General features: G+C 64.3%; 24 protein-coding genes. 15 read left to right on the top strand and 9 right to left on the bottom strand.

Annotation, left to right across the window (positions count from 1 at the left end; genetic code table 11):
- Positions 1-136 precede the first annotated feature (136 nt).
- Together NKJ80_RS25160 and NKJ80_RS25155 are read left to right on the top strand one after the other, a co-directional pair.
- Positions 137-622: a MarR family winged helix-turn-helix transcriptional regulator gene (locus NKJ80_RS25160; protein ID WP_023687520.1), complete on the top strand. Its 486-nt coding sequence runs from the start codon at positions 137-139 to the stop codon at positions 620-622.
- Positions 619-1,299, top strand: a complete 681-nt coding sequence (locus NKJ80_RS25155; RefSeq protein ID WP_352498505.1) for a GNAT family N-acetyltransferase — start codon at positions 619-621, stop codon at positions 1,297-1,299. The genes NKJ80_RS25160 and NKJ80_RS25155 overlap by 4 nt, the downstream gene beginning before the upstream one ends.
- Before the next feature lie 79 nt (positions 1,300-1,378).
- Here the strand turns inward: NKJ80_RS25155 and NKJ80_RS25150 are convergent, their stop codons facing one another.
- Positions 1,379-1,603: a hypothetical protein gene (locus NKJ80_RS25150; protein WP_023687518.1), complete on the bottom strand. Its 225-nt coding sequence runs from the start codon at positions 1,601-1,603 to the stop codon at positions 1,379-1,381.
- A gap of 240 nt (positions 1,604-1,843) precedes the next feature.
- Between NKJ80_RS25150 and NKJ80_RS25145 the strand changes: the two genes are divergently transcribed.
- On the top strand, positions 1,844-2,185 hold the full coding sequence (locus NKJ80_RS25145) for a hypothetical protein (RefSeq protein WP_023681268.1): 342 nt from the start codon (positions 1,844-1,846) through the stop codon (positions 2,183-2,185).
- Positions 2,186-2,189: 4 nt separating this feature from the next.
- A complete protein-coding gene (locus NKJ80_RS25140) occupies positions 2,190-2,900 on the top strand; it encodes a phosphatase PAP2 family protein (RefSeq protein WP_023692974.1) in 711 nt (236 codons plus the stop codon).
- 16 nt (positions 2,901-2,916) lie between these two features.
- Here the strand turns inward: NKJ80_RS25140 and NKJ80_RS25135 are convergent, their stop codons facing one another.
- The gene (locus tag NKJ80_RS25135) at positions 2,917-3,108 is read right to left on the bottom strand and encodes a hypothetical protein (protein WP_155923589.1); all 192 of its coding nucleotides are present in this window, start codon (positions 3,106-3,108) and stop codon (positions 2,917-2,919) included.
- Positions 3,109-3,187: 79 nt separating this feature from the next.
- On the opposite strand from NKJ80_RS25135, the gene NKJ80_RS25130 reads away from it, so the two are divergent.
- Both NKJ80_RS25130 and NKJ80_RS25125 read left to right on the top strand, forming a co-directional pair.
- The gene (locus NKJ80_RS25130) at positions 3,188-3,457 is read left to right on the top strand and encodes a helix-turn-helix domain-containing protein (protein WP_023673276.1); all 270 of its coding nucleotides are present in this window, start codon (positions 3,188-3,190) and stop codon (positions 3,455-3,457) included.
- Between the two features lie 79 nt (positions 3,458-3,536).
- Complete coding sequence (locus NKJ80_RS25125; RefSeq protein WP_352498504.1) at positions 3,537-5,258, top strand: SulP family inorganic anion transporter; 1,722 nt, start codon at positions 3,537-3,539, stop codon at positions 5,256-5,258.
- A gap of 18 nt (positions 5,259-5,276) precedes the next feature.
- Here NKJ80_RS25125 and NKJ80_RS25120 read toward each other — a convergent pair whose 3' ends face one another.
- Positions 5,277-6,131, bottom strand: a complete 855-nt coding sequence (locus NKJ80_RS25120) for an NHL repeat-containing protein (protein WP_352498503.1) — start codon at positions 6,129-6,131, stop codon at positions 5,277-5,279.
- 115 nt (positions 6,132-6,246) lie between these two features.
- On the opposite strand from NKJ80_RS25120, the gene NKJ80_RS25115 reads away from it, so the two are divergent.
- The 3 genes from NKJ80_RS25115 to NKJ80_RS25105 all read left to right on the top strand — a co-directional run bounded on the left by NKJ80_RS25115 (position 6,247) and on the right by NKJ80_RS25105 (position 8,539).
- The gene (locus NKJ80_RS25115) at positions 6,247-7,047 is read left to right on the top strand and encodes a helix-turn-helix domain-containing protein (RefSeq protein WP_023739823.1); all 801 of its coding nucleotides are present in this window, start codon (positions 6,247-6,249) and stop codon (positions 7,045-7,047) included.
- 116 nt (positions 7,048-7,163) lie between these two features.
- Positions 7,164-8,174 (top strand): adenylate/guanylate cyclase domain-containing protein, encoded by a 1,011-nt coding sequence (locus NKJ80_RS25110; protein WP_352498502.1) that lies wholly within the window; start codon positions 7,164-7,166, stop codon positions 8,172-8,174.
- The gene (locus tag NKJ80_RS25105; RefSeq protein WP_352498501.1) at positions 8,171-8,539 is read left to right on the top strand and encodes an adenylate/guanylate cyclase domain-containing protein; all 369 of its coding nucleotides are present in this window, start codon (positions 8,171-8,173) and stop codon (positions 8,537-8,539) included. The genes NKJ80_RS25110 and NKJ80_RS25105 overlap by 4 nt, the downstream gene beginning before the upstream one ends.
- A 50-nt stretch (positions 8,540-8,589) precedes the next feature.
- On the opposite strand, the gene NKJ80_RS25100 is transcribed toward NKJ80_RS25105, so the two are convergent.
- The 3 genes from NKJ80_RS25100 to NKJ80_RS25090 all read right to left on the bottom strand — a co-directional run bounded on the left by NKJ80_RS25100 (position 8,590) and on the right by NKJ80_RS25090 (position 10,981).
- A complete protein-coding gene (locus NKJ80_RS25100) occupies positions 8,590-9,417 on the bottom strand; it encodes a C40 family peptidase (protein WP_023687509.1) in 828 nt (275 codons plus the stop codon).
- Between the two features lie 41 nt (positions 9,418-9,458).
- On the bottom strand, positions 9,459-10,397 hold the full coding sequence (locus tag NKJ80_RS25095) for a CHAD domain-containing protein (protein WP_352498500.1): 939 nt from the start codon (positions 10,395-10,397) through the stop codon (positions 9,459-9,461).
- Between the two features lie 86 nt (positions 10,398-10,483).
- Entirely contained in the window at positions 10,484-10,981 is a 498-nt protein-coding gene (locus tag NKJ80_RS25090; RefSeq protein WP_023728787.1) for a CYTH domain-containing protein, read from the bottom strand.
- Between the two features lie 91 nt (positions 10,982-11,072).
- Between NKJ80_RS25090 and NKJ80_RS25085 the strand changes: the two genes are divergently transcribed.
- From NKJ80_RS25085 to NKJ80_RS25070, 4 genes are read left to right on the top strand one after another with little or no spacing between them, the layout of a single operon-like run.
- The gene (locus NKJ80_RS25085) at positions 11,073-11,777 is read left to right on the top strand and encodes a CerR family C-terminal domain-containing protein (RefSeq protein ID WP_023728788.1); all 705 of its coding nucleotides are present in this window, start codon (positions 11,073-11,075) and stop codon (positions 11,775-11,777) included.
- A complete protein-coding gene (locus NKJ80_RS25080; protein WP_023828853.1) occupies positions 11,774-12,724 on the top strand; it encodes an HlyD family secretion protein in 951 nt (316 codons plus the stop codon). The genes NKJ80_RS25085 and NKJ80_RS25080 overlap by 4 nt, the downstream gene beginning before the upstream one ends.
- The gene (locus NKJ80_RS25075; protein ID WP_023673289.1) at positions 12,721-13,641 is read left to right on the top strand and encodes an ABC transporter ATP-binding protein; all 921 of its coding nucleotides are present in this window, start codon (positions 12,721-12,723) and stop codon (positions 13,639-13,641) included. The genes NKJ80_RS25080 and NKJ80_RS25075 overlap by 4 nt, the downstream gene beginning before the upstream one ends.
- Entirely contained in the window at positions 13,638-14,774 is a 1,137-nt protein-coding gene (locus NKJ80_RS25070) for an ABC transporter permease (RefSeq protein WP_023681282.1), read from the top strand. The genes NKJ80_RS25075 and NKJ80_RS25070 overlap by 4 nt, the downstream gene beginning before the upstream one ends.
- 4 nt (positions 14,775-14,778) lie before the next feature.
- Here the strand turns inward: NKJ80_RS25070 and NKJ80_RS25065 are convergent, their stop codons facing one another.
- The 3 genes from NKJ80_RS25065 to NKJ80_RS25055 are packed head-to-tail and all read right to left on the bottom strand — an operon-like array spanning position 14,779 to position 16,762.
- Entirely contained in the window at positions 14,779-15,378 is a 600-nt protein-coding gene (locus tag NKJ80_RS25065) for a DNA-3-methyladenine glycosylase (protein WP_023692979.1), read from the bottom strand.
- A 17-nt stretch (positions 15,379-15,395) separates the two neighbouring features.
- Entirely contained in the window at positions 15,396-15,776 is a 381-nt protein-coding gene (locus NKJ80_RS25060) for a nuclear transport factor 2 family protein (RefSeq protein WP_023681284.1), read from the bottom strand.
- 8 nt (positions 15,777-15,784) lie between these two features.
- Positions 15,785-16,762 carry a threonine ammonia-lyase gene (locus NKJ80_RS25055; RefSeq protein ID WP_023673293.1) on the bottom strand — a complete coding sequence of 326 codons (978 nt, stop codon included), beginning with the start codon at positions 16,760-16,762 and terminating at the stop codon, positions 15,785-15,787.
- Positions 16,763-16,959: 197 nt separating this feature from the next.
- On the opposite strand from NKJ80_RS25055, the gene NKJ80_RS25050 reads away from it, so the two are divergent.
- Complete coding sequence (locus NKJ80_RS25050) at positions 16,960-18,981, top strand: hydantoinase/oxoprolinase N-terminal domain-containing protein (RefSeq protein ID WP_352498499.1); 2,022 nt, start codon at positions 16,960-16,962, stop codon at positions 18,979-18,981.
- Between the two features lie 123 nt (positions 18,982-19,104).
- Positions 19,105-21,276 carry a malate synthase G gene (locus tag NKJ80_RS25045; protein ID WP_352498498.1) on the top strand — a complete coding sequence of 724 codons (2,172 nt, stop codon included), beginning with the start codon at positions 19,105-19,107 and terminating at the stop codon, positions 21,274-21,276.
- Positions 21,277-21,377: the final 101 nt, after the last annotated feature.

Below are 21,377 nucleotides of genomic sequence, written 5' to 3'. Positions count from 1 at the left end.
CGACGGAGCTTCGCTCCTGCTTCGCCCAAGGACGACGAAGTTGAGATGCTTGCGACCAACCTCCAAAGCAGGCGCTTGAACTCGTTCATTGCATCATTATATAACATGTTATACTTATCCAGCATGCGGATCACCCATGGAAGACATCATTCGATCCCTTGGCTACCTCACCCTCGGCAGCAGGCTGAAGCGTATCGGCGAGCAGTTGCAGGCCGATACGCAGCGCATGCTCGATGGGCTGGAGGTGCCGGTGCAGTCCAGCCAGTATCCTCTGCTGGCCGCGCTCGACCGGCTCGGGCCGCTGCCTGTCGGCGAGCTGGCGCAGTCACTGGGGATCACCCAGCCGGGGGTGACGCGCAGCGTGGCGCTGCTGGCCGAGTTGGGGCTGGTCGAGGCCGCGCCATCGAACGACGACCAGCGCCGCAGGATGATCTCGCTGACCGCGAACGGCCAGCGCCTGGTCGATAAGGCGAAGCGAGACGTTTGGCCGCGCATCGAGAACGCCGTTGCCGACTTGTGCAAAGGCCTTGCAGGGCCGCTTCTCGAACAACTCTCGGCAATGGAGGACGGCCTGGCGGCGGCCCCGCTCGACCGTCGTGTGAAACAGGATGTCGCGCCATGAGCCATGTCCTCGATCGTCCGGTCTGGAGCGCGCTCGACACGCGGCATCGGATCTTTGCGTATGGCGACAGGCTCGCCAGGCGCTATCCCTCCTCGATCGTCCCCTTCGCGGCTTCCGGGGCAGACGACGCTGAGAGCCTGCAGGCGCTCGCAAGCCTCATTCCTGCAGGTGAGAGCGTGTTCATGCTCCAGGCGGACCCCATTGCCTTGCCGCCGGAACTGACCGCGACCGTGACCGCCTTCGGCGTTCAGATGGTTGCCGAGGCGCCATTGCCTTCCGTGTCGGACGAGCGTGTACAGCAGCTGACGCAGGACGACGCGGCCGAGATGCTTGCTTTGGCGTCACTGACCAAGCCCGGCCCGTTCACGCTCAAGGCGCTGAGCCTCGGCGAGTTCTGGGGCGTGAAGATCGACGGCCGGCTGGCGGCAATGGCCGGCGAGCGCATGAAGCAGCCCGGCTACAGCGAACTCAGCGGCGTCTGCTCGCATCCCGAATTTCGCGGCAGCGGCCTCGGCCGGCTGCTGTCGGTGTTCGTGGCCAACCGAATTTTTGCGCGCGGCGAAGTTCCCTACCTGCATTCCTATGCCAGCAATGCCAACGCGGTTGGGTTGTACGAATCCATCGGCTTCAGGCTGCGGGCAGAGATGAATGTGGCCGTCGTGCAGCGCGCCGGCTAGAGGCCTTTGTTTTTTACGCAATTTCGGACGGAAACCGCTTCACACTTTTCTGGAATTGCTCCAGGCCGCCTTGCAGGCCTCAGGCTGATTTCGGCTCCAACCGGCGAAAACCCACGGTTTCCATAAGCATATCTTCCTCGACCATGCCGGCATTGTGCAGCGCAAGCAGGTTCAGCGCGATCTCCCGCGCATCCGCGGAATCGGGATGCACGTCGCGCCTGCGGCAGGCTTCGTCGAACACGCGTTGCAGCCTGGCGATGTCGTCGGGTTTCAGCAGGCCACGGTCATAGACGGACTTTGGCATGGCACTCTCCTCCAGAAGAGGTAGGGCGCCATGTTTAAATGTCCATTCTTTTCCGGGGCTTGGGTGGGCAGCTGCCTGGGTTTGCGTTAATCCGGCCCGAGCGTTGCAATCAGACCGCGATCGTGCTGCCATTCATTCAGCCACCTCTCGTCATCGTCGGGCCTGTTCCGCCGCAGTCTGCTTGACGTGCCGCCACGCTTGCGAAACAAGAGCTGCCACAAAGGACAGCGAGGCACAAAAGTGAGTTTCTGGGGACTGGCGCAGCTCGTCATTTCGACGGTGATCTTCCTGCTGGCGGCCATCGCGGCCAAGCAATGGGGGCTGGCGCCAAGCCTTGGCAAGATCGTGCTGACACTGGCGCTCTATACGGCGGGCAATCTGATGATGCTGCGGCTGGTTCGTGAGTTCGGCATGTCGGTCTCGTTCAGCCTGTCGGCGGTGATCCAACTGGTGGCGGTCAATGTGGTGGCGCTGGTGTTCTTCGGCGAACGCGTCAATGCCTTGCAGGCGACCGGCATCGTGCTGGCCATCGCGGCGGTGGTGCTGATCTCGCTCGGGCCTTACCTGCAGGGGCGACTGTAATCCGATGAAGACCCCGCGTGCGTTCACCAACTGGCTTGAATTTCCGGTGCTGCTGGCCGGGCTGGTGATAGCCGCCGGGCTGTGGGGCTTCGAGGAACTGATGGAGGTGGCGCGGGCCACCACGCCGCACGCTTTCGATACTGAGATCCTGCTCGCTTTCCGAAAAGTGGGTCAGCCGGATGTTCCCGTCGGCCCGGCATGGCTGGAAGGCGCGATGCGCGACATCACCAGCCTCGGCAGCTCCAGCGTGCTGGTGCTGATCGTAACGGCGGTGATCGTCTACCTCCTGCTGATCCGCAGGCCGAGGACGGCGCTGCTGATCTTTGTCGCGGTGGCCGGCGGGCAGCTGCTGTCGACCTTGCTCAAGGCCGGCATCGACCGGCCGCGCCCCGATCTTGTCTCGCACCTGGCCAACGAGACGTCGCTGTCGTTTCCCAGCGGCCACGCCATGCTGTCGGCGGTGACCTATCTCACGCTGGGCTCGCTGGCAGCGCGCTTCCTGCCGGGACGAACGACGAAAATCTATGTCCTCAGCCTGGCGGTGCTGATAACGCTGCTGGTCGGCGTCAGCCGCGTCTATCTCGGCGTCCACTGGCCTTCCGACGTGCTGGCGGGATGGTGCGCCGGCTTCACCTGGGCGACGCTGTGCTGGCTGGCGGCGCGAATGCTGCAGCGGAACAAGGCGGTGGCCGATGGCAACGAGCCCGAAGACTGACGATCCGGAGCGACATTCAAATCAGCCGGTTGATCAGCCCGTGTCCGCAGCCTGCCAGCAGAAAAACCGCCGACAGCAAGGCTGCCGAAGTCGTCAAGGTCCTGAAAATCTTCAACTGATATTTCCCCGCCAGTAAGAGCCAAGGCGGTAGCGTAGCATGCTCATCCCGTATCCCGCCATCCGGCTTTGTGGAGAGATCATGTTTCATGTATGCTTTATGATGGTTGAAACATCACTATGATTGTATTACACGTCGTCTCCGCAGACTCAGACGGGGGTTCCGACCGATGATCACTGCCGCGCAGATGCGCGCCGCGAGGGCGCTGGCCGGCATCGATCAGAAGACGCTCGCCGAGCGTGCCGGCGTTTCGCTTCCGACAATCCAGCGCATGGAAGCGAGTGACGGCGTGGTCAGGGGTGTGGTCGATACGCTGATGAAGGTTATCCAGGCTCTCGACGAGGCCGGGGTGGAGCTCATCGGCGAGAACCAGACCAGCGAGCGCGGCGGCCGGGGCGTGCGCCTCAAGCCGGTCGCGCCGCCGAACCCGCAAGGCTGAGCCGGCATATAGTCGCGACGGCGACCGCCGACAGTCCTGCCGACGATCCCGCCGCCTTCACGCAAGCGGAAGGCAGTCCATGGATCAGATCCGGCGGGCAGTGCATCAACCGGCCCAGAAGTCGGCAAAGCCGACATTTTCAGAGCTGTTCACGCCCAAGCTGGTGACGGTCTGGCGCGAAGGTTACCGCCTGCCGCAGTTCAAGGCCGACTTCATGGCCGGGCTGACCGTCGCTATTGTCGCGTTGCCGCTGTCGATGGCGATTGCGATTGCTTCGGGCGTGACGCCGGAGCGCGGCCTGTTCACGGCCATTGTCGGCGGCTTCATCGTCTCGGCGCTCGGCGGCAGCCGCTTCCAGATCGGCGGCCCGGCCGGCGCCTTCATCGTGCTGGTAGCGGCGACGGTGCAGCGCGAAGGCGTCGACGGACTGCTGCTGGCGACGATGATGGCCGGCATCTTCCTGCTCGCCATCGGCTATCTCCGGCTCGGAACCTATATCAAATTCATCCCTTACCCGGTGACGGTCGGCTTCACCGCCGGCATCGCAGTCATCATCTTCTCCGGCCAGATCGTCGAACTGTTCGGGCTGAGGCTTGCCGGGCCGGAGCCCGGGCCGCTGCTGCCGAAGCTGATGGCGATCGGCCACGCGGCCGGCACGCTCAATATCTCGGCAACGCTGGTGGCGGCGCTGACCATCGCCACCATCGTGGGGGTGAAGCGCTGGCGGCCCGGCTGGCCGGGCATGCTGATCGCCGTCGGACTGGCCTCCCTTGTCGTGGCGCTGCTTTCGCTGCCGGCGGAAACGATCGGCACGCGCTATGGCGGCATTCCGCGCAGCCTGCCGTTGCCGGCACTGCCGGGACTCAACCTCGACAAGGCGATTGCGGTGCTGCCGGATTCGGTGGCTTTTGCGCTGCTCGGTGCCATCGAATCGCTGCTCTCGGCCGTGGTCGCCGATGGCATGACCGGGCGGCGTCACCGTTCCAATTGCGAACTGGTGGCGCAAGGCTTTGCCAACATCGCGTCTGCCCTGTTCGGCGGCATCTGCACCACCGGCACCATCGCCCGCACCGCCACCAATGTGCGGGCCGGCGCGCATGGGCCGGTTTCCGGCATGCTGCATTCGCTTTTTCTGCTGGTCTTCATGCTGGTGGCCGCACCAATGGCGAGCTACATCCCGCTTGCCGCCCTTGCCGGGGTGCTGGCGGTTGTCTGCTGGAACATGTTCGAGAAGCAGGCCTTCGCCACATTGCTGCGCGCTTCGCGCGGCGACGCCCTGGTGCTGATGGCAACCTTCCTGATCGTCGTCTTCCGCGACCTCACCGAAGGCATCGTCGTCGGCTTCGCACTAGGCTCGATCCTGTTCATTGATCGTATGGCCAAGTCGATCGCCGTGGAGGCGGATTTGCCGCTGGTGCAGGACGATGTCGCCGACAGCAGCGGCCGCGCCTACGATGCAAGCGAGGCAAGCGACGCCGACACCGTCGTCTATCGCATCTCCGGCGCCTTCTTCTTCGGCGCCGCCTCGACTGTCGGCACGGTGCTCGACCGCATCGCCGACCAGCGCAAGAACTTCATCCTCGATTGTTCGGCGGTGCCGTTCTTCGATTCCACCGCGGCCAATGTCATCGAGGGCGCGGCGTACAAGGCGAAACGTGCCGGCGTGCGTTTCATCATCGCCGGCGCCTCGCCGCAGACGCGGCGCATGCTGATCAACCACGGCGTCAAGCGGCCGCTGGTGACCTTTGCCGCTTCGATCAAGGATGCGCGGGCGCAACTCAAAGCCGCGCCCGCTGGCTGAGCCGGCAAGTGTGCGCCGTCAGTCCAGGCTCAGCACCGCGATCTCACCTTCGTTCATCAGCGGCACGAAAATCCGCGTGCCATCTGTGCCGATGTCGGCGCTGCCCGGCTTGAACTGCTCTACAGCCTCCGGCGCCTCGCCGACTTTGTACCGATAGAGCGTGCCGGTCATGAAGGCGGTGGCGTAGATCCTGTCGCCGATGGCGACGACGCCATCAAGGTCGGCAAAGTTTTGTGCGCCAGGCAGCGGCGTCACGGCTTTCGTCGCGAGATCGACCGACAGCAGGCCTCCGGGCGCGGCAGTGCTGAAGTCCGGCTTGATACCCTTGCCCCACGAGGCCACGATCAGCCGGTCGCCATCGGCAAAGATGCCGTTGGGCGCGGCGAGCTTCGCATCCTTCACGAACAGGTCCGGCTTGTTGCCGTCGATGCGGTAGATCGCATCGGCCAGCATGTCGGTGACATAGACCTTGCCCGATGAGTCCGATGTGACGTCGTTGAGGAAGACGGCACCGGGCACATCGATGGTCGAGACCAGCTTGCCGCTGGCGAGATCGACGATGCGCACCTTGGTGATGTCGGCGACGTAGAGCTTGCCGCCAGAGATCGCCGAGCCCTTCGGTGCATCCATGCCGGCGGTCCAGTGCCGGCTAACGACCTTGCCGTCCAGCGACAGCACCGAGAGATAGCCGTTGCCGTCGGCCTCCCCGGGATTGCCGACGATGTTGGAGACGATGATGCGATTGTTGGCGGCATCGAACAGCGCCGATTCGGGTTGCTCGAAGCCCGAGGCGCGCCAGAGTTCGGCGGCCTCGGCCGCAGGCACAAGCGCGATGAAGGCGGCGAGACAAATGGAGGGGATGAGGGTTTTCATGGCCAGGTCTCCTGTGGTGGATGGCGGAGAGCTAGGAGTTTCGATACTTTTCCGGAAGGGCGATTCGAGCTAGTATCGGAAACCGATACGAAATGGCGCAAAAGAGGTGCATCCCATGAACGGCCTGATCTTCGAGGCGCTAAAGCGGACGCTGAAGGCCAAGGGCGTCACCTATCGTGAGCTAGCCGGGCGGATGGGCGTTTCCGAGCCGACGGTGAAGCGCATCTTCCACGAGCGCAACTGCAAGCTCGACCGTCTCGTCGGGATCTGCGCTGCCGCCGGCGTCGAGCTGGAAAACGTGCTGGGGTCGATGAACCGGGGGCCGGGACCGGTCAACCGCATCGCGCCAGAGGTCGAGCGCAAGCTTGCCGGCCGGCCGGCGTTGCTGTTCATCTTCGTCATGCTGTCGGAGAAATTCACGCCCGAGGGCGTCATGCGCTCGCAAGGCTTAAGCGAAGCGTCGATGTTCCTCTATCTGCGCGATCTCGAAGCGCTCGGCCTCATTGCGCTGGGCAGCGGGTTGTCGGCACGGCTGCTGGTCGACACACCGATCCAGTGGAATTTCGAAGGGCCGCTCAGGCCGCTATTCGAGATGACAAACAAGAATTTCATCGGCTGGGCGATCACCCATCTGGAGCGGGAAGCGACCTTCGTCTCTTTCTCCAGGCGGATGCGGCCGGAGACGGCGGAGATGGTGAAGCGCGAGGCGGAGGAACTGGCCGAGCGCGCCAAACTGCTCGCCCATCACGACCAGCACACGACGCCGGAAGACGGGCTGACCGGCTACAAATGGACATTTGCTTTTGGCGCAACCCCGTTTCCGGCGATCATGCCGATCGGCCCGCACCCCAGGGATGCCGGTGCGTCCGACCGGCCCACCGCTCCGGCAAAGGGACGCCGCCCGTTGCCGGCTTGACGCGCCAGCCGCGTTTCAAAAACGAAACCATGATAGAGTTCGCGCGCTGATTTGCCAGACTGTACGGGGCGGGTTTGCCGAATGCGTGACCGTCCCCGCAAAATCGAAGTGATCCTATGCCGACCGCGCCAACACTTGAACTTCGCCGCTATTCGCGCCTGAAAAATTTGCGGGAGCGCGCAGAACGCCAGGGTGCTGCATTGCAGTTCTGGGCGCGCACGGCATCGCTCGCCGTGATCTCCTGCTTCTTTTCCTTGATCAGCCGCTGGGATGCCTCGCTGCTCTTCGTGCTGGCGGGCCTAGCGCTGTTCCAGCTGGTCGGCCTGATCCAGTTTCGCTTTGCGCGCCGTCGCAACGCGCCATGGTGGATCGGTTACCTCGTCGGTACGCTGGACATCATTCTGTTGACCGTTCTGCTGGTAACGCCCAACCCGTTTTCCCGCGAGGTCGCGCCGGCTGCGATGCAACTGCGCGAGGGCAGCTTCAAATTCCTGCTGATTTTCGTATGCCTTGGCGCGCTGACCCTTTCGACGCGATTGGCGCTCTATCTCGGCGCGCTCGCGGCCTTGACGTGGACGATCGGGGTGGGATGGGTGGTTTTTCATGCGGGAACCGTCATTCCGGCAACGAACCTCTATTCGCTGCCGATGACAGAGCGACTGAATCTCTATCTCAACCCCAATTTCGTCGATACGTTCGCGCAGGCGACCAATGTGTTGGTTGTCCTGATTATCGGCGCGATCATGGCGCTGGTCGTCTCCCGTTCCCGGCATCTGTCGGAAGACTATGTCAAGGCGGAGCGCGCCCGCGCCAATCTCGCCCGGCATTTTTCGCCCAATGTCGTCGACCAGCTCGCCTCGGATGACGAGCCCTTCGGTCCGGTCCGCCGGCAGGATATCGCGGTGCTGTTCGCCGACATCGTCGGCTTCACACACTATTCCGAGGATCATCCGGCCGAAGCAGTGTTCGAACTACTGCGTCAGTTCCACCGTCGCATGGAGCAGGTCGTTTTCGACCACCATGGCACCGTCGACAACTATATCGGCGATTGCATCATGGCGACCTTCGGGGTTCCGCAAGCCAGCCATGACGACGCAACCGGGCCATCCGGTGCGCTGAAGCGATGATCGCCGCTATCGAAGACTGGAATGTCCAGCGTGTGTCCAGGGGATATCCGCCGCTGGACGTTCGGATCGGTGCACAATATGGCGCCGTCGTCCTCGGCGCGGTCGGCAGCGAGCGCAACCTGTCCTTCGCGGTGGTGGGCGACACCGTCAACGTCGCCAGCCGTTTGCAGGCGCTCTGCCGGGAACTTCAGGCGAATATTTGCTTTGGGTCACGACTGATTGAGGCCGCGAAGGCGGAATCGCCAACGACACGGTTGAATGCGCGCGATCATGGACCGGTTAGCATCCGCGGCCGGGACGAACCGGTCCATGTCTGGGTCGAACACAGGGCCGAAAACCAGGGCGCTATTGCGGTTTCGGCGTGATGCAGGCCGCCATGTGAGACGCCTGAACCTCATGACTCAGGCCGAAGCCATCACGTGTCTGAGGCGATTGCGCCAGCCTTCGCGGCTGCGGCGTCGGTGCCTGCCTTGTCCTCCCAGGTCACCGCCCGGTAGTCGAACCCAAATTCCAGCGTCGGTTTCACGATGCGGAAGAAGGGCGACAGGTCGAAGTCGCGCGGCGTGTAGAGCGAGTGGTGGCGGATGTGCAGGATTTCGCGGCGCGAATAGTTCGACTGCGCCGAGGCGCGGCCGGGCGCGCGGGTGATCTCGGGCAGGATCGGGTAGCGGATCTCACCATAGGCTTCGGCGATCAGCGTCGAGCAAATGGCGCGCGTCGGATCGCCGGAACCGAAAGCCAGCATGCGGCGGCGCCAGCGCACCGGCACCGGTGGCGTCGGCAGGAAAAAGCGCAGCATGTCGAAGATGTTCTTGAGATCGTATTTCAGGCCGAGCTTGCCGATCATGAAGGCGACGACATGGTCGCGGTCTTCCGGCGCCAGCCCGCTCGCCCGGCAGATACGGGTGTTGTAGGTGCGGTAGCGCGACAGCGGCACGGCGACACAGCCTTCGCCGAGCGTGACTTCGATCAGCCGACGCCGTTCCGATCCGTCCTCCGGTTCGGACAACGCATCGCCGATATAGAAGGCCGCATGCGACCAGGTCGACTGTGTCAGGTATTTGATGGCCGCGGAGATCTTCTGGTTGCCTTCGATGAGCAGGATGTCGCCGGGTTCGAGCGTGCGCCGCAACGTCTCGGCGTCGGACGGCGTGTAGGGCTCATAGCCCGAGGATTCGTCCTGCAGCCGGCCGGCAAGCCAGCGGCCAAGTCGGTCGAGAAGCGTGTCGCGCGGCGCGGTCATGGTAAAGTGTGACTAGCACGAGGTGACGTCCTCGGCCATGATCAACCGACCGGGACCTCTTTCGACAATACCGGGCCGGCGAGGTCGTCGCGCGCATTGCGCGCGAGTTTCTTTGTCGAGCGCTTGGGGCTGTCGCCGAACAGCTCGGCCGCTCCGGCGAGGCAGCTCTTCTTCAGGCTTTTTTCCGAGCGCTTCAAAAGCTTGCCAAGAAGCCTTGTGTCCTGCGCATCGCCGGCCGGCTCGCCGTCGGCTTCGAGCAGGGCGCGCATGACGAAGACATCGTGCAGTTCGCCGAGCTTTTCACCCAGTTCGTCGACCGCCTTGCGCCGCACCTTGATCGGCGTCGGCCACAGCCGGCCGAGCAGCGAAAGATGCATCGAGTGGGTCTTGGCCGCCTTACGCAGATCGTGGAAATCCTCGGCTCCTCCGTGGGATCCGGCCTTGTCCAGCGCCTTCCTGGCCCGGCGCAAGGTCTTGCGAGCGCCTTCCGCAAGCACATCGGCTGCATGCTCAGGCAGATCGGGGAGCAGCAGCCGCTCGATCCGGATCAGGCCTTCCTCGCAGGCGGCCGTGGCCGCGCCTATGGCGGCGTCGAGACCAGCCCCGGCATGGATTTCATGCTGGCGGGCGATAAGCCGGTCGCGCACGCTGTCGAGGCCGCCGCCGGCAACCTGCTCGGGAAAGGCGGCTGCCAGCCGGTCGACGGTCTCGACCAGCGCGGTCGCCTCGCGCGGCCCGGCAAGCAGCGCCGCCACCTGACGGTAGCATTGGTTCTCAGTCCGACAGAATGTTTCATTTCCGGAACGGACCAGCCGCAGCAAGGCGCGCGCGCTCTTCAGCCGCTTGCGGCATTTGTGCAATGCCTGCTCCGGCTGGTCGCGCGCGACGGCCAGATGGGCAAGCGCCTTGCCGATCTCCTCGCCAAGGATACGCCTGACCTCGCCGGTCAGCGGCAGGCGCGGATCGATGCGAAAGCTCATGCGGCGATCTCCGGAATCCCCCTAGAGCATGATGCCGAAAAGTGTGAAGCGGTTTTCGGACGACATCATGCTCCATCTCTTTTGATTTAGAGCCGGATTCCGATTTTAGGTCGACCCGACCTAAAATCATCCGGCTCTAGGGCGAGCGACGCGTTGTAAAATCTCTGCTCGCCGGTCACTTCGCGGCCGAGCCAATCAGGCAGCATTTCGTCAGGTACATCCTCCGGCGTCTCCAGTTCGGCCACCACAAGGCCGGCTAGAATCCCGCCGAAAACATCGACTTCGTAGAGATAGCCGCGATGCCTAACATGGTGGCGTGTCTTCTCGATGACATGTCCGATGGCGAAGGCCAGCATCTCCTCTGCGTCCGCCAGTGGAATTTCATATTCGTATTCGTCACGCTCGCGGATCTTGCTGCCGAATTTAAGCGTCAGCTTCGCCGAACTGCCGTCGCTGATGCGCACGCGCACGGTGCGGCCGGGTGTTGCGGCAAGATAGAACTGGCGAATGCGTATATTCGCCTCGGCCATTTCCAGCCATTCGGCGCTGGAGACCAGGAACTTGCGTTCGACTTCCTTGCCCATGGCCGCCCACTAAAGCGTCTGCGGCCCGACATGGCAAGCCGCCGCGGATAATCAATTTGACTTTAATCAATCGATTGATTAAGTGCCCAGCATGATCAAAACCGTAGCCGATAAAACGCCCCGCCAGGAGACATCCCCCGCAGAGCAGACGCGCGCCGCACTCGTGCTTTCGGCGCTCAAGCTGTTCGGACGGCAAGGGTTCGACGGCACGTCGACGCGTGAGATCGCCGCCGAGGCCAAGGCCAACATCGGCTCGATCGCCTATCACTTCGGCGGCAAGGAAGGGTTGCGCGCGGCCGCCGCCGACCACATCGTCGAAACCATCCAGTCGGTTGCCGGCCAGGCGCTCGGCGGCACGCAATTGCCGGGTCAAGCCGGCCCGGAGGCGGCGAGGGCACAATTGTTCGCCGCGCTGGAAGCGATGGTGGCGTTTATCGTAGCCAGACCGGAAGCTGGCGATATCGTACAATTTGTACTTAGGGAATTGACGCATCCGACCGCCGCACTCGACCGCATCTATGACGGGGTGTTCGAACCGACCCATCGCCGCCTCTGCCAGATCTGGGAACAGGCGACGGGCGAGCCGGCCGAAAGCGAGGCCACCAAGCTCGTGGTCTTCACGCTGATCGGCCAGGTCATCTATTTCCGCATCGGTCGCGAAGCAGTGATGCGTCGTATGGGCTGGCGCGAGATCGGCAACACCGAGGCCGCCAAGGTGGTGGCGGCGGTGACAGGCAATCTTGGCGCCATACTGGCGGCCCGCAATCCGGTCGCCCGCAAGGAGGGCAAGCGATGAGTTTTCTCTGTTCCCTGCCTCTCGCGGCCAAGCTGTTCGGCGCCTGCGCGCCGGCAGCGCCGCTTGCCGTCGGCTATGTCGAGGGCGACTATGTCTTGCTGGCTCCGATCGAGGTGGCGCAGGTCGAGACCGTCGCGGTCAAGCGCGGCGACCGTGTTGTATCAGGCACGCCGGTGGTGACTCTCGAAAGCGCCGACGCAAAAATCGCCGTCGCCCAGGCAGGGGCCGCGCTCGCCCAGGCGCAGGCGCAGCTGGCCGACCTGCAGATCGGCAAGCGGCCGGAGGAGATCGCGGTGCTGAAGGCCGAGGTCGACATGGCCAAGGCCCAGGCCACGGATGCCAAGCGCAAATACGACCGCGCCGCCGACCTGTTCAAGCGCGGTGCCGGCACGCAGGCCGACTACGACACCGCCGCCGCGACGCTGGAGACCGCCAATGCGCAGGTCGGCCAGGCGCAGGCCAACCTCGCCGTCGGCGGTCTGCCTGCGCGTCCCGAAACGATCAAGGCGGCAGACAATCAGGTCAAACAGGCGCAGTCGGCGTTGGAACAGGCTGAGTGGCGGCTATCGAAGCGCGTGCTGGCGGCACCCTCGCCCGGCCGCATCAATGACGTCATCCGCAATCCCGGCGACACCGCTGGTCCGACCGCGCCTGTCATTTCGATGTTGCCGGACGGTGCGGTGAAGCTCAGCGTCTATGTCCCGGAAAGTGCGTTCTCGTCGATCAAGGTCGGCACGCTGCTTGTCGTGCATTGCGACGGCTGCGGGCCGGAGGTGAAGGCGCGCGTCAGCTATGTCTCGCCCGACCCGGAATTCACCCCGCCGGTGATCTACTCGCTCGAGAACCGGCAGAAGCTGGTCTACCTCGTCGAGGCGCGGCCTGAGGGCAAGGCGCAAGCGCTGCAGCCGGGACAGATCGTCGATGTCGAGCTGGCGGCCTCAAAATGAACGCCATCGACGTTCATGGCCTGGTCAAGCGTTTCGGCGACAAGACTGTCGTCGACCATGTGACGATGACGGTCGCCGAGGGCGAGATCGTCGGCTTTCTCGGGCCCAACGGGTCCGGCAAGACGACGACCATCCGCATCATGTGCGGCCTGCTGACGCCCGACGAGGGCGAAGGTACGGTGCTGGGTTTCAACATCCGCACCGAGTCGCTCCGCATCAAGCGCGAAGTCGGCTACATGACGCAGAAATTCTCGTTCTACGAGGATTTGACGATCGGCGAGAATCTCGAATTCGTGGCGCGGCTCTACCGGCTGAAACCGGTCGAGGAGCATGTGTCGAAAACGCTGGAAGAGCTTGGCCTGACGAGCCGCCGCAACCAGCTCGCCGGCACGTTGTCGGGCGGCTGGAAGCAGCGGCTGGCACTGGCCGCCTGCATCATGCACAAGCCGAAGCTGCTGCTGCTCGACGAGCCGACCGCCGGCGTCGATCCGAAGGCGCGGCGCGAATTCTGGGACGAGATCCACCGGCTGGCGAGCGGCGGTCTGACCGTGCTGGTGTCCACCCACTACATGGACGAAGCCGAGCGCTGCCACCGCATCAGCTACATCTCCTACGGCAAGATGCTGGCCACCGGCACGGTGGACGAGGTGGTGACGAATGCCGGTCTGACCACCTTCGTGCTGCAGGGACCGCGCCTCGACCAGGTCGCCGATGCACTCAGGGACCGGCCCGGCGTCGACCAGGTGGCGCCGTTCGGCGCGACGCTGCATGTCGTCGGCTCCGACAAGGCAAAGCTCGAAAAGGCGCTCGCCGATGTCGAGAAGGAGCACAAGGGCGTCAGCGTAAAACCCGGCGAGACCAGCCTCGAGGACGTCTTCATCCAGTTCATGTCCGGCTCGAAGGACAATATGGCATGAACAGCGTCTTCTCCTTCGCCAGGCTCGGTGCGCTGCTGATCAAGGAATTCATCCAGATGCGGCGCGACCGCATCACCTTCGCCATGATGCTGGGCGTGCCGCTTTTGCAGCTGGTGCTGTTCGGCTACGCCATCAACAACGATCCCAAAAGCCTGCCTGCCGCACTGGTGGCGACCAGCAATGACCCCTACACCCGCGCCATTGTCGCGGCCCTGCAGACGACCGGCTACTACCGCTTCGACCATGTTGCGCAAAGTGCCGAGGCTGCCGAATTCCTGATGGCGCGCGGCGATGTCGCCTTCGTCGTCACCATCCCGGCCGATTTCGGCCGCCGGGTGGAGCGCGGCGACAATCCGCAGATACTCATCGAGGCCGACGCCACCGACCCGGCCGCCGCCAGCGGCGCCATCTCGACGCTAAGCAAAGTGGCCAGCCAGGCGCTGCTTCGGGCGCAAGGCATGCAGGAGGCGGCGAGTGAGGCCGCCAGGGGCCAGCTCGATGTGGTGGTGCACCAGCGCTACAATCCGGAAGGCATCTCGCAATACAACATCGTGCCCGGCCTGCTCGGCGTCATCCTGCAGATGACCCTGGTGATGATGACCTCGATCGCGCTGACCCGCGAGACCGAGCGCGGCACGATGGAAAACCTGCTCGCCATGCCGTCCAGCCCGTTCGAGATCATGCTGGGCAAGGTGCTGCCCTATCTTGTGGTCGGTGGCGTCCAGGTGGTGGTGGTGCTGGCGGCGTCGAAGCTCTTGTTCGCCATCCCCTTCACCGGTTCCATGTCGCTGCTGCTTACAGCCGTATTGGTGTTCGTGCTGGCGCTGGTGCTGCTTGGCTACACCATCTCGACCATCGCCCGCACGCAGATGCAGGCGCTGCAGCTGACCTTCTTCTTTTTCCTGCCGTCGATCCTGCTGTCCGGCTTCATGTTCCCCTATCGCGGCATGCCGGGCTGGGCGCAGACCTTCGGCGAGATTTTTCCGCTGACGCATTTTCTGCGCATCACCCGCGCGGTGATGCTGAAGGGCGCCGAACTGCCGGCGGTTGCGGGCGAGATCGCCTGGCTGGTCGGGTTCGTGGCCTTGTTTGCCGGCGTCGCATTGGTGCGGTTCAGGCGCACGCTCGACTGAGCGTTCAGGAATTGAGCGATCGCGGACCGCTGACGAACGGACTGCCCCTGACATAGAACCGCAGCGGGCGATCCGCATCCTTCGTGATGCCGATGCGGATGCCTTGGCCGATGTCGCCGGGCTCGTGCTCATCGGCTGCCAGCCATAGCGGGCCTTGGCGGCACAGATCGAGGCCGTCCAGCGAACGGTCGATCCGCAATGCCTGTGCGAGCCGTCCCGGCCCGCGCGCCACGTCGCGCAGGCGTTCGACGCCCCGGTTCTGCCGCATGATGGCAATGCCTTCGAGCGGCTCCAGCGCCCGGATCAGCACACCGGTGCCGGTCCCTGGCCCCTCGCTCGAAACATTGAGCATCCAGGAGACGCCATAGGCGAGATAGACATAGGCGTGCCCGGCCTCAAGAAACATCGAACGGTTGCGCGGCGTCATCCCGCGATAGCCGTGACCGGCGGCGTCGCCGGTGACATAGGCCTCGGTCTCGACGATACGGCCGCCGACGATGCCTTCCGGCAGCTCCCGCACCACGAGCTTGCCGATGAGATAGCGGGCGAGATCGGCCGTATCATCAGGCAGTTCGGCACGATCGAGCGGATGGTGGCCGGTCATGCTACCGCCGCCGTGTTTCAAGGTATCCGTTCGACCCATTGCGCGCGCGACTGCCCCGGCTCGAACGGATCGCCGAAATACTGGGTCTCGCGAACCACTTTGCCATCGACGAACTCCATGATGCTCACCGTATAGGACGGAATCCCGTCATAGGTCAGGACATATTCGGTGATCCAGAGGTCGCCTGACCCGGTGATCCGCCGCACGGCAAAGCGCTTCCGGTTGGGCTGCGTGGCGCGCGACGACTGGATGTTGTGCCGTCCGCTGATGCGCTCGCCTGATTGCGGATAATCGAGCACCGCGTCCTCGCGATAGATCTGATGCTCCGTCTCGAGATCATTGGCATCGGAGGCAGCCCAATGGCGATCGAGAGCCGCCCTTATCTCAGCGTCTGCCATATCGGTTCTCAGGCCGCGGCCATGATCTCGGCATAGGTGGTGAAATCGACATTGCCGCCTGACAGCACGACGGCGACGCATTTGCCCGACAGTTCGATCTCGCCTGACGAGAGCGCCGCCAGCGCCACGCAGCCGCCGGGTTCGACCACCAGCTTGAGATGGGCCATGGCGTCGCGCACCGCCTGTGCGGCCGCCTTGTCGGAGACGGCGATGGCGCCGGCGAGGTTCTTGCGGTTGATCTCGAAGGTGATGGCACCGGGCTCTGCGGTGAGGATGGCATCGCAGATCGAACTGTGGCCGGGCTCGTTGGAAACCCTTTTTCCTTCGATCAGCGAGCGGCGGGTGTCGTCGAAATGCTCGGGCTCAACGGCCCAGACTGCTGTGGCCGGCGAGGCATCCTTGACGGCGATCGAAATGCCGCTCGTCAGGCCGCCGCCTCCACAGGGAATGACGACCGCATCGAGGCTGACGCCGAGCGCTTTTGCCTGGCGCATCAGTTCGAGACCGATCGTGCCCTGGCCGGCGATGATGGCCGGATCGTCGAAAGGAGGCACCAGCACCATGCCCTTGTCCATGTAGGGTCGCACCACCGTCATGCGGTCGTCGCGAAAGCGGTCGAACGGCACCACTTCTGCGCCCATCTTGCGAACATTGGCGATCTTCATCGCCGGCGCGTCGGCCGGCATGGCAATGACCGCCTTGACGCCGAACATGGCAGCCGCCGCGGCGACGCCCTGAGCATGGTTGCCTGAGGAGAAGGCGACGACGCCGCGGCTGCGCTCTTCTTCGCTCAGCGAAGACAGTTTGTTGTAGGCGCCGCGGAATTTGAACGAGCCGGTGCGCTGCAGCGTCTCCGGCTTGAACAGGATGCGGCCGCCGAAGCGTTTGTTGAGTTCCAGCGATTCGATCAGGGTCGTTTCGGCGATCAGGCCGGAGAGCCGCGCGGCGGCGGCATGGATGTCGGCGATGCCGGGAAGCGTGGTCATGGCGAAGTCCTGAAAGGGATGAGATCGGCGCATGGTGCACGCAAAGGCAGGCCACGCACCAATGAAAAAATGTGACCGTTACAAAGTTTGGGGGGCATGAGCGGCGACGAGGGTCAAACTGGCCCACCCCTCCCGCCTTTATCCGCCGGGCCGTATCGGCTAAGGGCGGGGGGAAGCAGAATTCCGGACCGCCAGAAATGACCGCCAAGCCAAAACCCCTGTTCCTCGGTATCGACACCGGTGGCACCTATACCGATGCCGTGCTGTGGTCGGAACAAGGCGGGCCAAAAGGCAAGGTGCTGGCCAAGGCCAAGGCGCTGACGACGCGGCACGATCTTGCCGTAGGCATTTCCGGCGCGGTCGATGCGGTGCTGGAAAAATCGGCCACTGATCCGGCCGCCATCAAACTCGTGTCGATGTCGACGACGCTCGCCACCAATGCGCTGGTCGAGGGCCAGGGTGGGCGTGTGGCGCTCATCATGATCGGCTTTTCCGAAGGCGACCTTGCCCGCGACGGGCTGAAGACCGCGCTCGGCACCGATCCGGTGGTGTTTTGTCCGGGCGGCCACGACGTGCACGGCAATGCGGCCAAGCTCGATCTGTCGGGTCTGGAAGCGGCGATCCCTGAACTCGGCGCCTCGGTGTCGGGCTTTGCCGTGTGCGCCTATTTCGCCACCCGCAACCCGGCGCATGAACTCGCCGCGCGCGACCTCATCCGCGAAAAGACCGGCCTGCCGGTGACCGCCAGCCATGAATTGTCGGCCAAGCTCGGCGGTCCGCGCCGCGCACTCACCACCTTGCTCAACGCCAGGCTGATCTCGATGATCGACCGGCTGGTGGCGGCAACCGAAGGATTTTTGGAAGCCCGCAACATCGTAGCCCCCCTGATGGTGGTGCGCGGCGATGGCGCGCTGGTTTCGGCGGCGTTTGCCCGCCAGCGGCCAATCGAGACCATCCTCTCCGGCCCGGCCGCCAGCCTGGTCGGCGCCCGCCACATGACGGGCCTGGACAACGCCATGGTGTCCGACATTGGCGGCACCACCACCGATGTCGCCGTGCTCGACGGCGGCCGTCCTCGGCTCGATCCCGAAGGCGCCACTGTCGGCGGCTTCCGCACCATGGTCGAGGCGGTCGCCATGCGCACCTTCGGCCTCGGCGGCGATTCCGAAGTGGCGCTGGAAGATGGCGCGCTCAACCCGAAGATCCTGCTCGGGCCGCGTCGCCTGGTGCCGCTGGCGCTGGCCGGCCTTATGCATCGCGAGGCCGTGACCTCGGAACTCGAGCGGCAGCTGCGGGCGCCAAACCCCGGCCGCATGGATGGCCGCTTCGCGCTGCGCACCGGCGTGCCGGACAGGCTCGCCGCCGGCCTGACCGCGCCCGAGGCGAAACTGTATGAAATGATTGGTGCCGTGCCGCTCGCCATCGACAGGCTGCTCACCTCGAACGCCCAGAACGCCACGCTGAACCGGCTGGTCTCGCGCGGTCTTGTGCATATCTCGGGCTTCACCCCCTCGGACGCCGCCCATGTGCTCGGTAAGCAGGCCAACTGGGACCCGCTTGCGGCCCGGCTCGGCGCCGAACTGTTTGCCCGCAAGCGTGATGGGCGAGGCCAGTACATCGCGCCGTCTCCGGAGGTGATTTCCGAACGCGTGCTGCTGACGCTCACGCGCTGGTCGGCCGAATACATTCTGGAGACAGCCTTTGCCGAAGACGGGCTGGATGGCGCCGCCACCGTCGCACATGCGCTGGTGCAGCGCGCCGTCGATTCCCATCCCGGCATCGCAAGGCTCAGCGTCGCGCTCGATCGTCCGGTCATCGGCCTCGGCGCCTCGGCGCCGCTGCACTATGCCGGCTTGGCCGAGCTGGTCGGTAATGAGTGCGTGGTGCCGGAGGATACCGACGTCGCCAACGCACTCGGCGCCGTCGTCGGCCAGGTCCGCGTCTCCGCCGAAGCCCGCGTCAGCCAGCCTAAGGAAGGTTTGTTTCGTTTGGCGTCGGGGCAAACGGTGCGCGACTTCACGGACGAGGCCGAGGCGATCGCGGCAGCGGAGGCTGATGTGCGGGCGATCGTAGCCGCGCGCGCGAAGGATGCCGGCACGGATAATGCTGAGATCGACGTTTCGACCGAGTTCAAGGTGTCTACAGTTGAGGCCCAACGGATGTTTATCGAAGCGCATGTGGTGGCGGTTGCATCGGGTCGGCCGAGGATCGCGGTTTAGGGTAATCTCCCCACGAGGGGGGAGATCAGCAGCTTCAAAATCCCCGCCTTCACCCTAAGCTGAATTGACCCCTCACCCCCGACATGCCAAAGGCCGCAAAGCCTTTCATCTGGAGAAGCCCTGATGACCGATCGCGTCGAGATCGCCGGATTGCGGATTGCCCGCGAACTGCATGACTTTGTCGGCGAAGCGCTGCCGGGTACCGGCATTGCCGCCGACGCCTTCTGGAACGGCTTTTCGGCCATCGTCCATGATCTCGCGCCGAAGAACCGGGCGTTGTTGGCCAAACGCGACGCCATGCAGGAACAGATCGACGCCTGGCACCGCGCCAATGGCGCGCCCATCGATATGGAGGCCTACAAAAGCTTCTTGCGTGAGATCGGCTATCTCGTGCCTGAAGGGCCGGCCTTTTCCGTGTCGACCGACAATGTCGACCCCGAGATCGCCACCGTTGCCGGGCCGCAGCTGGTGGTGCCGGTGATGAATGCGCGTTATGCGATCAACGCCGCCAATGCCCGCTGGGGTTCGCTCTACGATGCGCTCTACGGCACCGACGCCATTGCCGAGACCGGTGGCGCCGAGAAGGGTAAAAGCTTCAACCCCGTGCGCGGCGCCAAGGTGGTTGCCTGGGCGAAGAGTTTTCTGGACGAGTCCGTGCCGCTCACCTCGGGCAAATGGGCCGGCGTGAACGGGCTGACGGCTTCGGGTGGCACCTTGCGGCTCGGCGCCGGCGCCGGCGGCACCACGCTGGCCAACCCGAAACAATTTGCCGGCTATCGCGGCGACGGCGCCAACCCGGAAGCCATCCTGCTGGTCCAGAACGGCCTGCACATCGAGATCCTCATCGACCGCACCAACCAGATCGGCCGCACCGACCCGGCCGGCATTGCCGACGTGATCCTGGAATCGGCGCTGACCACCATCCAGGACTGCGAGGATTCGGTCGCGGCGGTGGATGCCGAGGACAAGGTTATCGTCTACCGCAACTGGCTCGGCTTGATGAAGGGCGATCTGGCGGAGGAAATCAGCAAGGGCGGCAAAACCTTCACGCGCAAACTCAATCCGGACCGCGCCTGGACCGCGCCCAGTGGTGGCGCGCTGAGCTTGCCTGGCCGCTCGCTGATGCTGGTGCGAAACGTCGGTCACCTCATGACCAATCCGGCCATCCTCGACCGCGATGGCAACGAGGTGCCGGAAGGCATCTTGGATGCGGCGATGACGGCGCTGATCGCGCTGCACGATGTCGGCGCCAACGGGCGCCGGATGAATTCCCGCGCGGGCTCGATGTATGTGGTGAAGCCGAAGATGCATGGGCCGGAGGAAGTCGCCTTCGCAGTCGAGATTTTCGACCGCGTCGAAGCGCTGCTCGGTATGGCCAAAAACACTATCAAGATGGGCATCATGGACGAGGAGCGGCGCACCACCGTCAACCTCAAGGAGGCGATCCGCGCCGCCAGGGAACGCGTCGTGTTCATCAACACCGGCTTCCTCGACCGCACCGGCGACGAGATCCACACCTCGATGGAAGCCGGCCCGATGATCCGCAAGGGCGACATGAAGCAGGCCGCCTGGATTTCCGCCTATGAGGCGTGGAATGTCGACGCCGGGCTCGAATGCGGGCTGGCCGGCCATGCCCAGATCGGCAAGGGCATGTGGGCGATGCCCGATCTGATGGCGGCGATGCTGGAACAGAAGATCGCGCATCCCAAGGCCGGCGCCAGCACCGCCTGGGTGCCGTCGCCGACGGCGGCGACGTTGCACGCCACGCACTATCACAAGGTCGATGTCCATGCCGTCCAGGCGGCGCTCAAGAGCCGGCCGAAGGCGAAGCTCGATGATATATTGTCGGTGCCGGTGGCGGTGCGGCCGAACTGGACCCCCGACGAGATCCAGCGCGAGCTCGACAACAATGCGCAAGGCATTCTGGGCTATGTCGTGCGCTGGATCGACCAGGGCGTCGGCTGCTCGAAAGTGCCCGACATCAACGATGTCGGCCTGATGGAAGACCGCGCCACGCTGCGCATCTCCTCGCAGCACATCGCCAACTGGCTGCACCACAAGGTGTGCTCGCAGATCCAGGTGATGGATTCGCTGCGGCGCATGGCAGCGATCGTCGACCTCCAAAATGTCGGCGACCCGCTCTACCGCCCGATGGCCACCGATTTCGACAATTCCATCGCCTTCCAGGCCGCCTGCGACCTGGTGTTTAGAGGCCGCGAACAGCCGAACGGCTATACGGAGCCGGTGCTGCACGCGCGGAGGCTGGAGCTGAAGGCGAAAGAGCGGGCGAATTAGCGCCTGCGTTTCCCTCCCCCTCGAGGGGAGGGTGGCCCGAAGGGCCGGGTGGGGTCCTGCGTGAAGTGCGGCGACTCCCTTCGGACGACACTACAAGCAAT

It is taken from the genome of Mesorhizobium sp. M0030 (assembly GCF_040323695.1).
In the GTDB taxonomy this organism is placed as follows: domain Bacteria; phylum Pseudomonadota; class Alphaproteobacteria; order Rhizobiales; family Rhizobiaceae; genus Mesorhizobium.
This window is presented reverse-complemented; position numbering and strand designations above follow the sequence as displayed.

Coding starts and splice junctions, on each gene's coding strand:
- NKJ80_RS25160 (WP_023687520.1), top strand. CDS start 137: ATGGAAGACATCATTCGATCCCTTGGCTACCTCACCCTCGGCAGCAGG.
- NKJ80_RS25155 (WP_352498505.1), top strand. CDS start 619: ATGAGCCATGTCCTCGATCGTCCGGTCTGGAGCGCGCTCGACACGCGG.
- NKJ80_RS25150 (WP_023687518.1), bottom strand. CDS start 1,603: ATGCCAAAGTCCGTCTATGACCGTGGCCTGCTGAAACCCGACGACATC.
- NKJ80_RS25140 (WP_023692974.1), top strand. CDS start 2,190: ATGAAGACCCCGCGTGCGTTCACCAACTGGCTTGAATTTCCGGTGCTG.
- NKJ80_RS25135 (WP_155923589.1), bottom strand. CDS start 3,108: ATGAAACATGATCTCTCCACAAAGCCGGATGGCGGGATACGGGATGAG.
- NKJ80_RS25130 (WP_023673276.1), top strand. CDS start 3,188: ATGATCACTGCCGCGCAGATGCGCGCCGCGAGGGCGCTGGCCGGCATC.
- NKJ80_RS25125 (WP_352498504.1), top strand. CDS start 3,537: ATGGATCAGATCCGGCGGGCAGTGCATCAACCGGCCCAGAAGTCGGCA.
- NKJ80_RS25120 (WP_352498503.1), bottom strand. CDS start 6,131: ATGAAAACCCTCATCCCCTCCATTTGTCTCGCCGCCTTCATCGCGCTT.
- NKJ80_RS25115 (WP_023739823.1), top strand. CDS start 6,247: ATGAACGGCCTGATCTTCGAGGCGCTAAAGCGGACGCTGAAGGCCAAG.
- NKJ80_RS25110 (WP_352498502.1), top strand. CDS start 7,164: ATGCCGACCGCGCCAACACTTGAACTTCGCCGCTATTCGCGCCTGAAA.
- NKJ80_RS25105 (WP_352498501.1), top strand. CDS start 8,171: ATGATCGCCGCTATCGAAGACTGGAATGTCCAGCGTGTGTCCAGGGGA.
- NKJ80_RS25100 (WP_023687509.1), bottom strand. CDS start 9,417: ATGACCGCGCCGCGCGACACGCTTCTCGACCGACTTGGCCGCTGGCTT.
- NKJ80_RS25095 (WP_352498500.1), bottom strand. CDS start 10,397: ATGAGCTTTCGCATCGATCCGCGCCTGCCGCTGACCGGCGAGGTCAGG.
- NKJ80_RS25090 (WP_023728787.1), bottom strand. CDS start 10,981: ATGGGCAAGGAAGTCGAACGCAAGTTCCTGGTCTCCAGCGCCGAATGG.
- NKJ80_RS25085 (WP_023728788.1), top strand. CDS start 11,073: ATGATCAAAACCGTAGCCGATAAAACGCCCCGCCAGGAGACATCCCCC.
- NKJ80_RS25080 (WP_023828853.1), top strand. CDS start 11,774: ATGAGTTTTCTCTGTTCCCTGCCTCTCGCGGCCAAGCTGTTCGGCGCC.
- NKJ80_RS25075 (WP_023673289.1), top strand. CDS start 12,721: ATGAACGCCATCGACGTTCATGGCCTGGTCAAGCGTTTCGGCGACAAG.
- NKJ80_RS25070 (WP_023681282.1), top strand. CDS start 13,638: ATGAACAGCGTCTTCTCCTTCGCCAGGCTCGGTGCGCTGCTGATCAAG.
- NKJ80_RS25065 (WP_023692979.1), bottom strand. CDS start 15,378: ATGACCGGCCACCATCCGCTCGATCGTGCCGAACTGCCTGATGATACG.
- NKJ80_RS25060 (WP_023681284.1), bottom strand. CDS start 15,776: ATGGCAGACGCTGAGATAAGGGCGGCTCTCGATCGCCATTGGGCTGCC.
- NKJ80_RS25055 (WP_023673293.1), bottom strand. CDS start 16,762: ATGACCACGCTTCCCGGCATCGCCGACATCCATGCCGCCGCCGCGCGG.
- NKJ80_RS25050 (WP_352498499.1), top strand. CDS start 16,960: ATGACCGCCAAGCCAAAACCCCTGTTCCTCGGTATCGACACCGGTGGC.
- NKJ80_RS25045 (WP_352498498.1), top strand. CDS start 19,105: ATGACCGATCGCGTCGAGATCGCCGGATTGCGGATTGCCCGCGAACTG.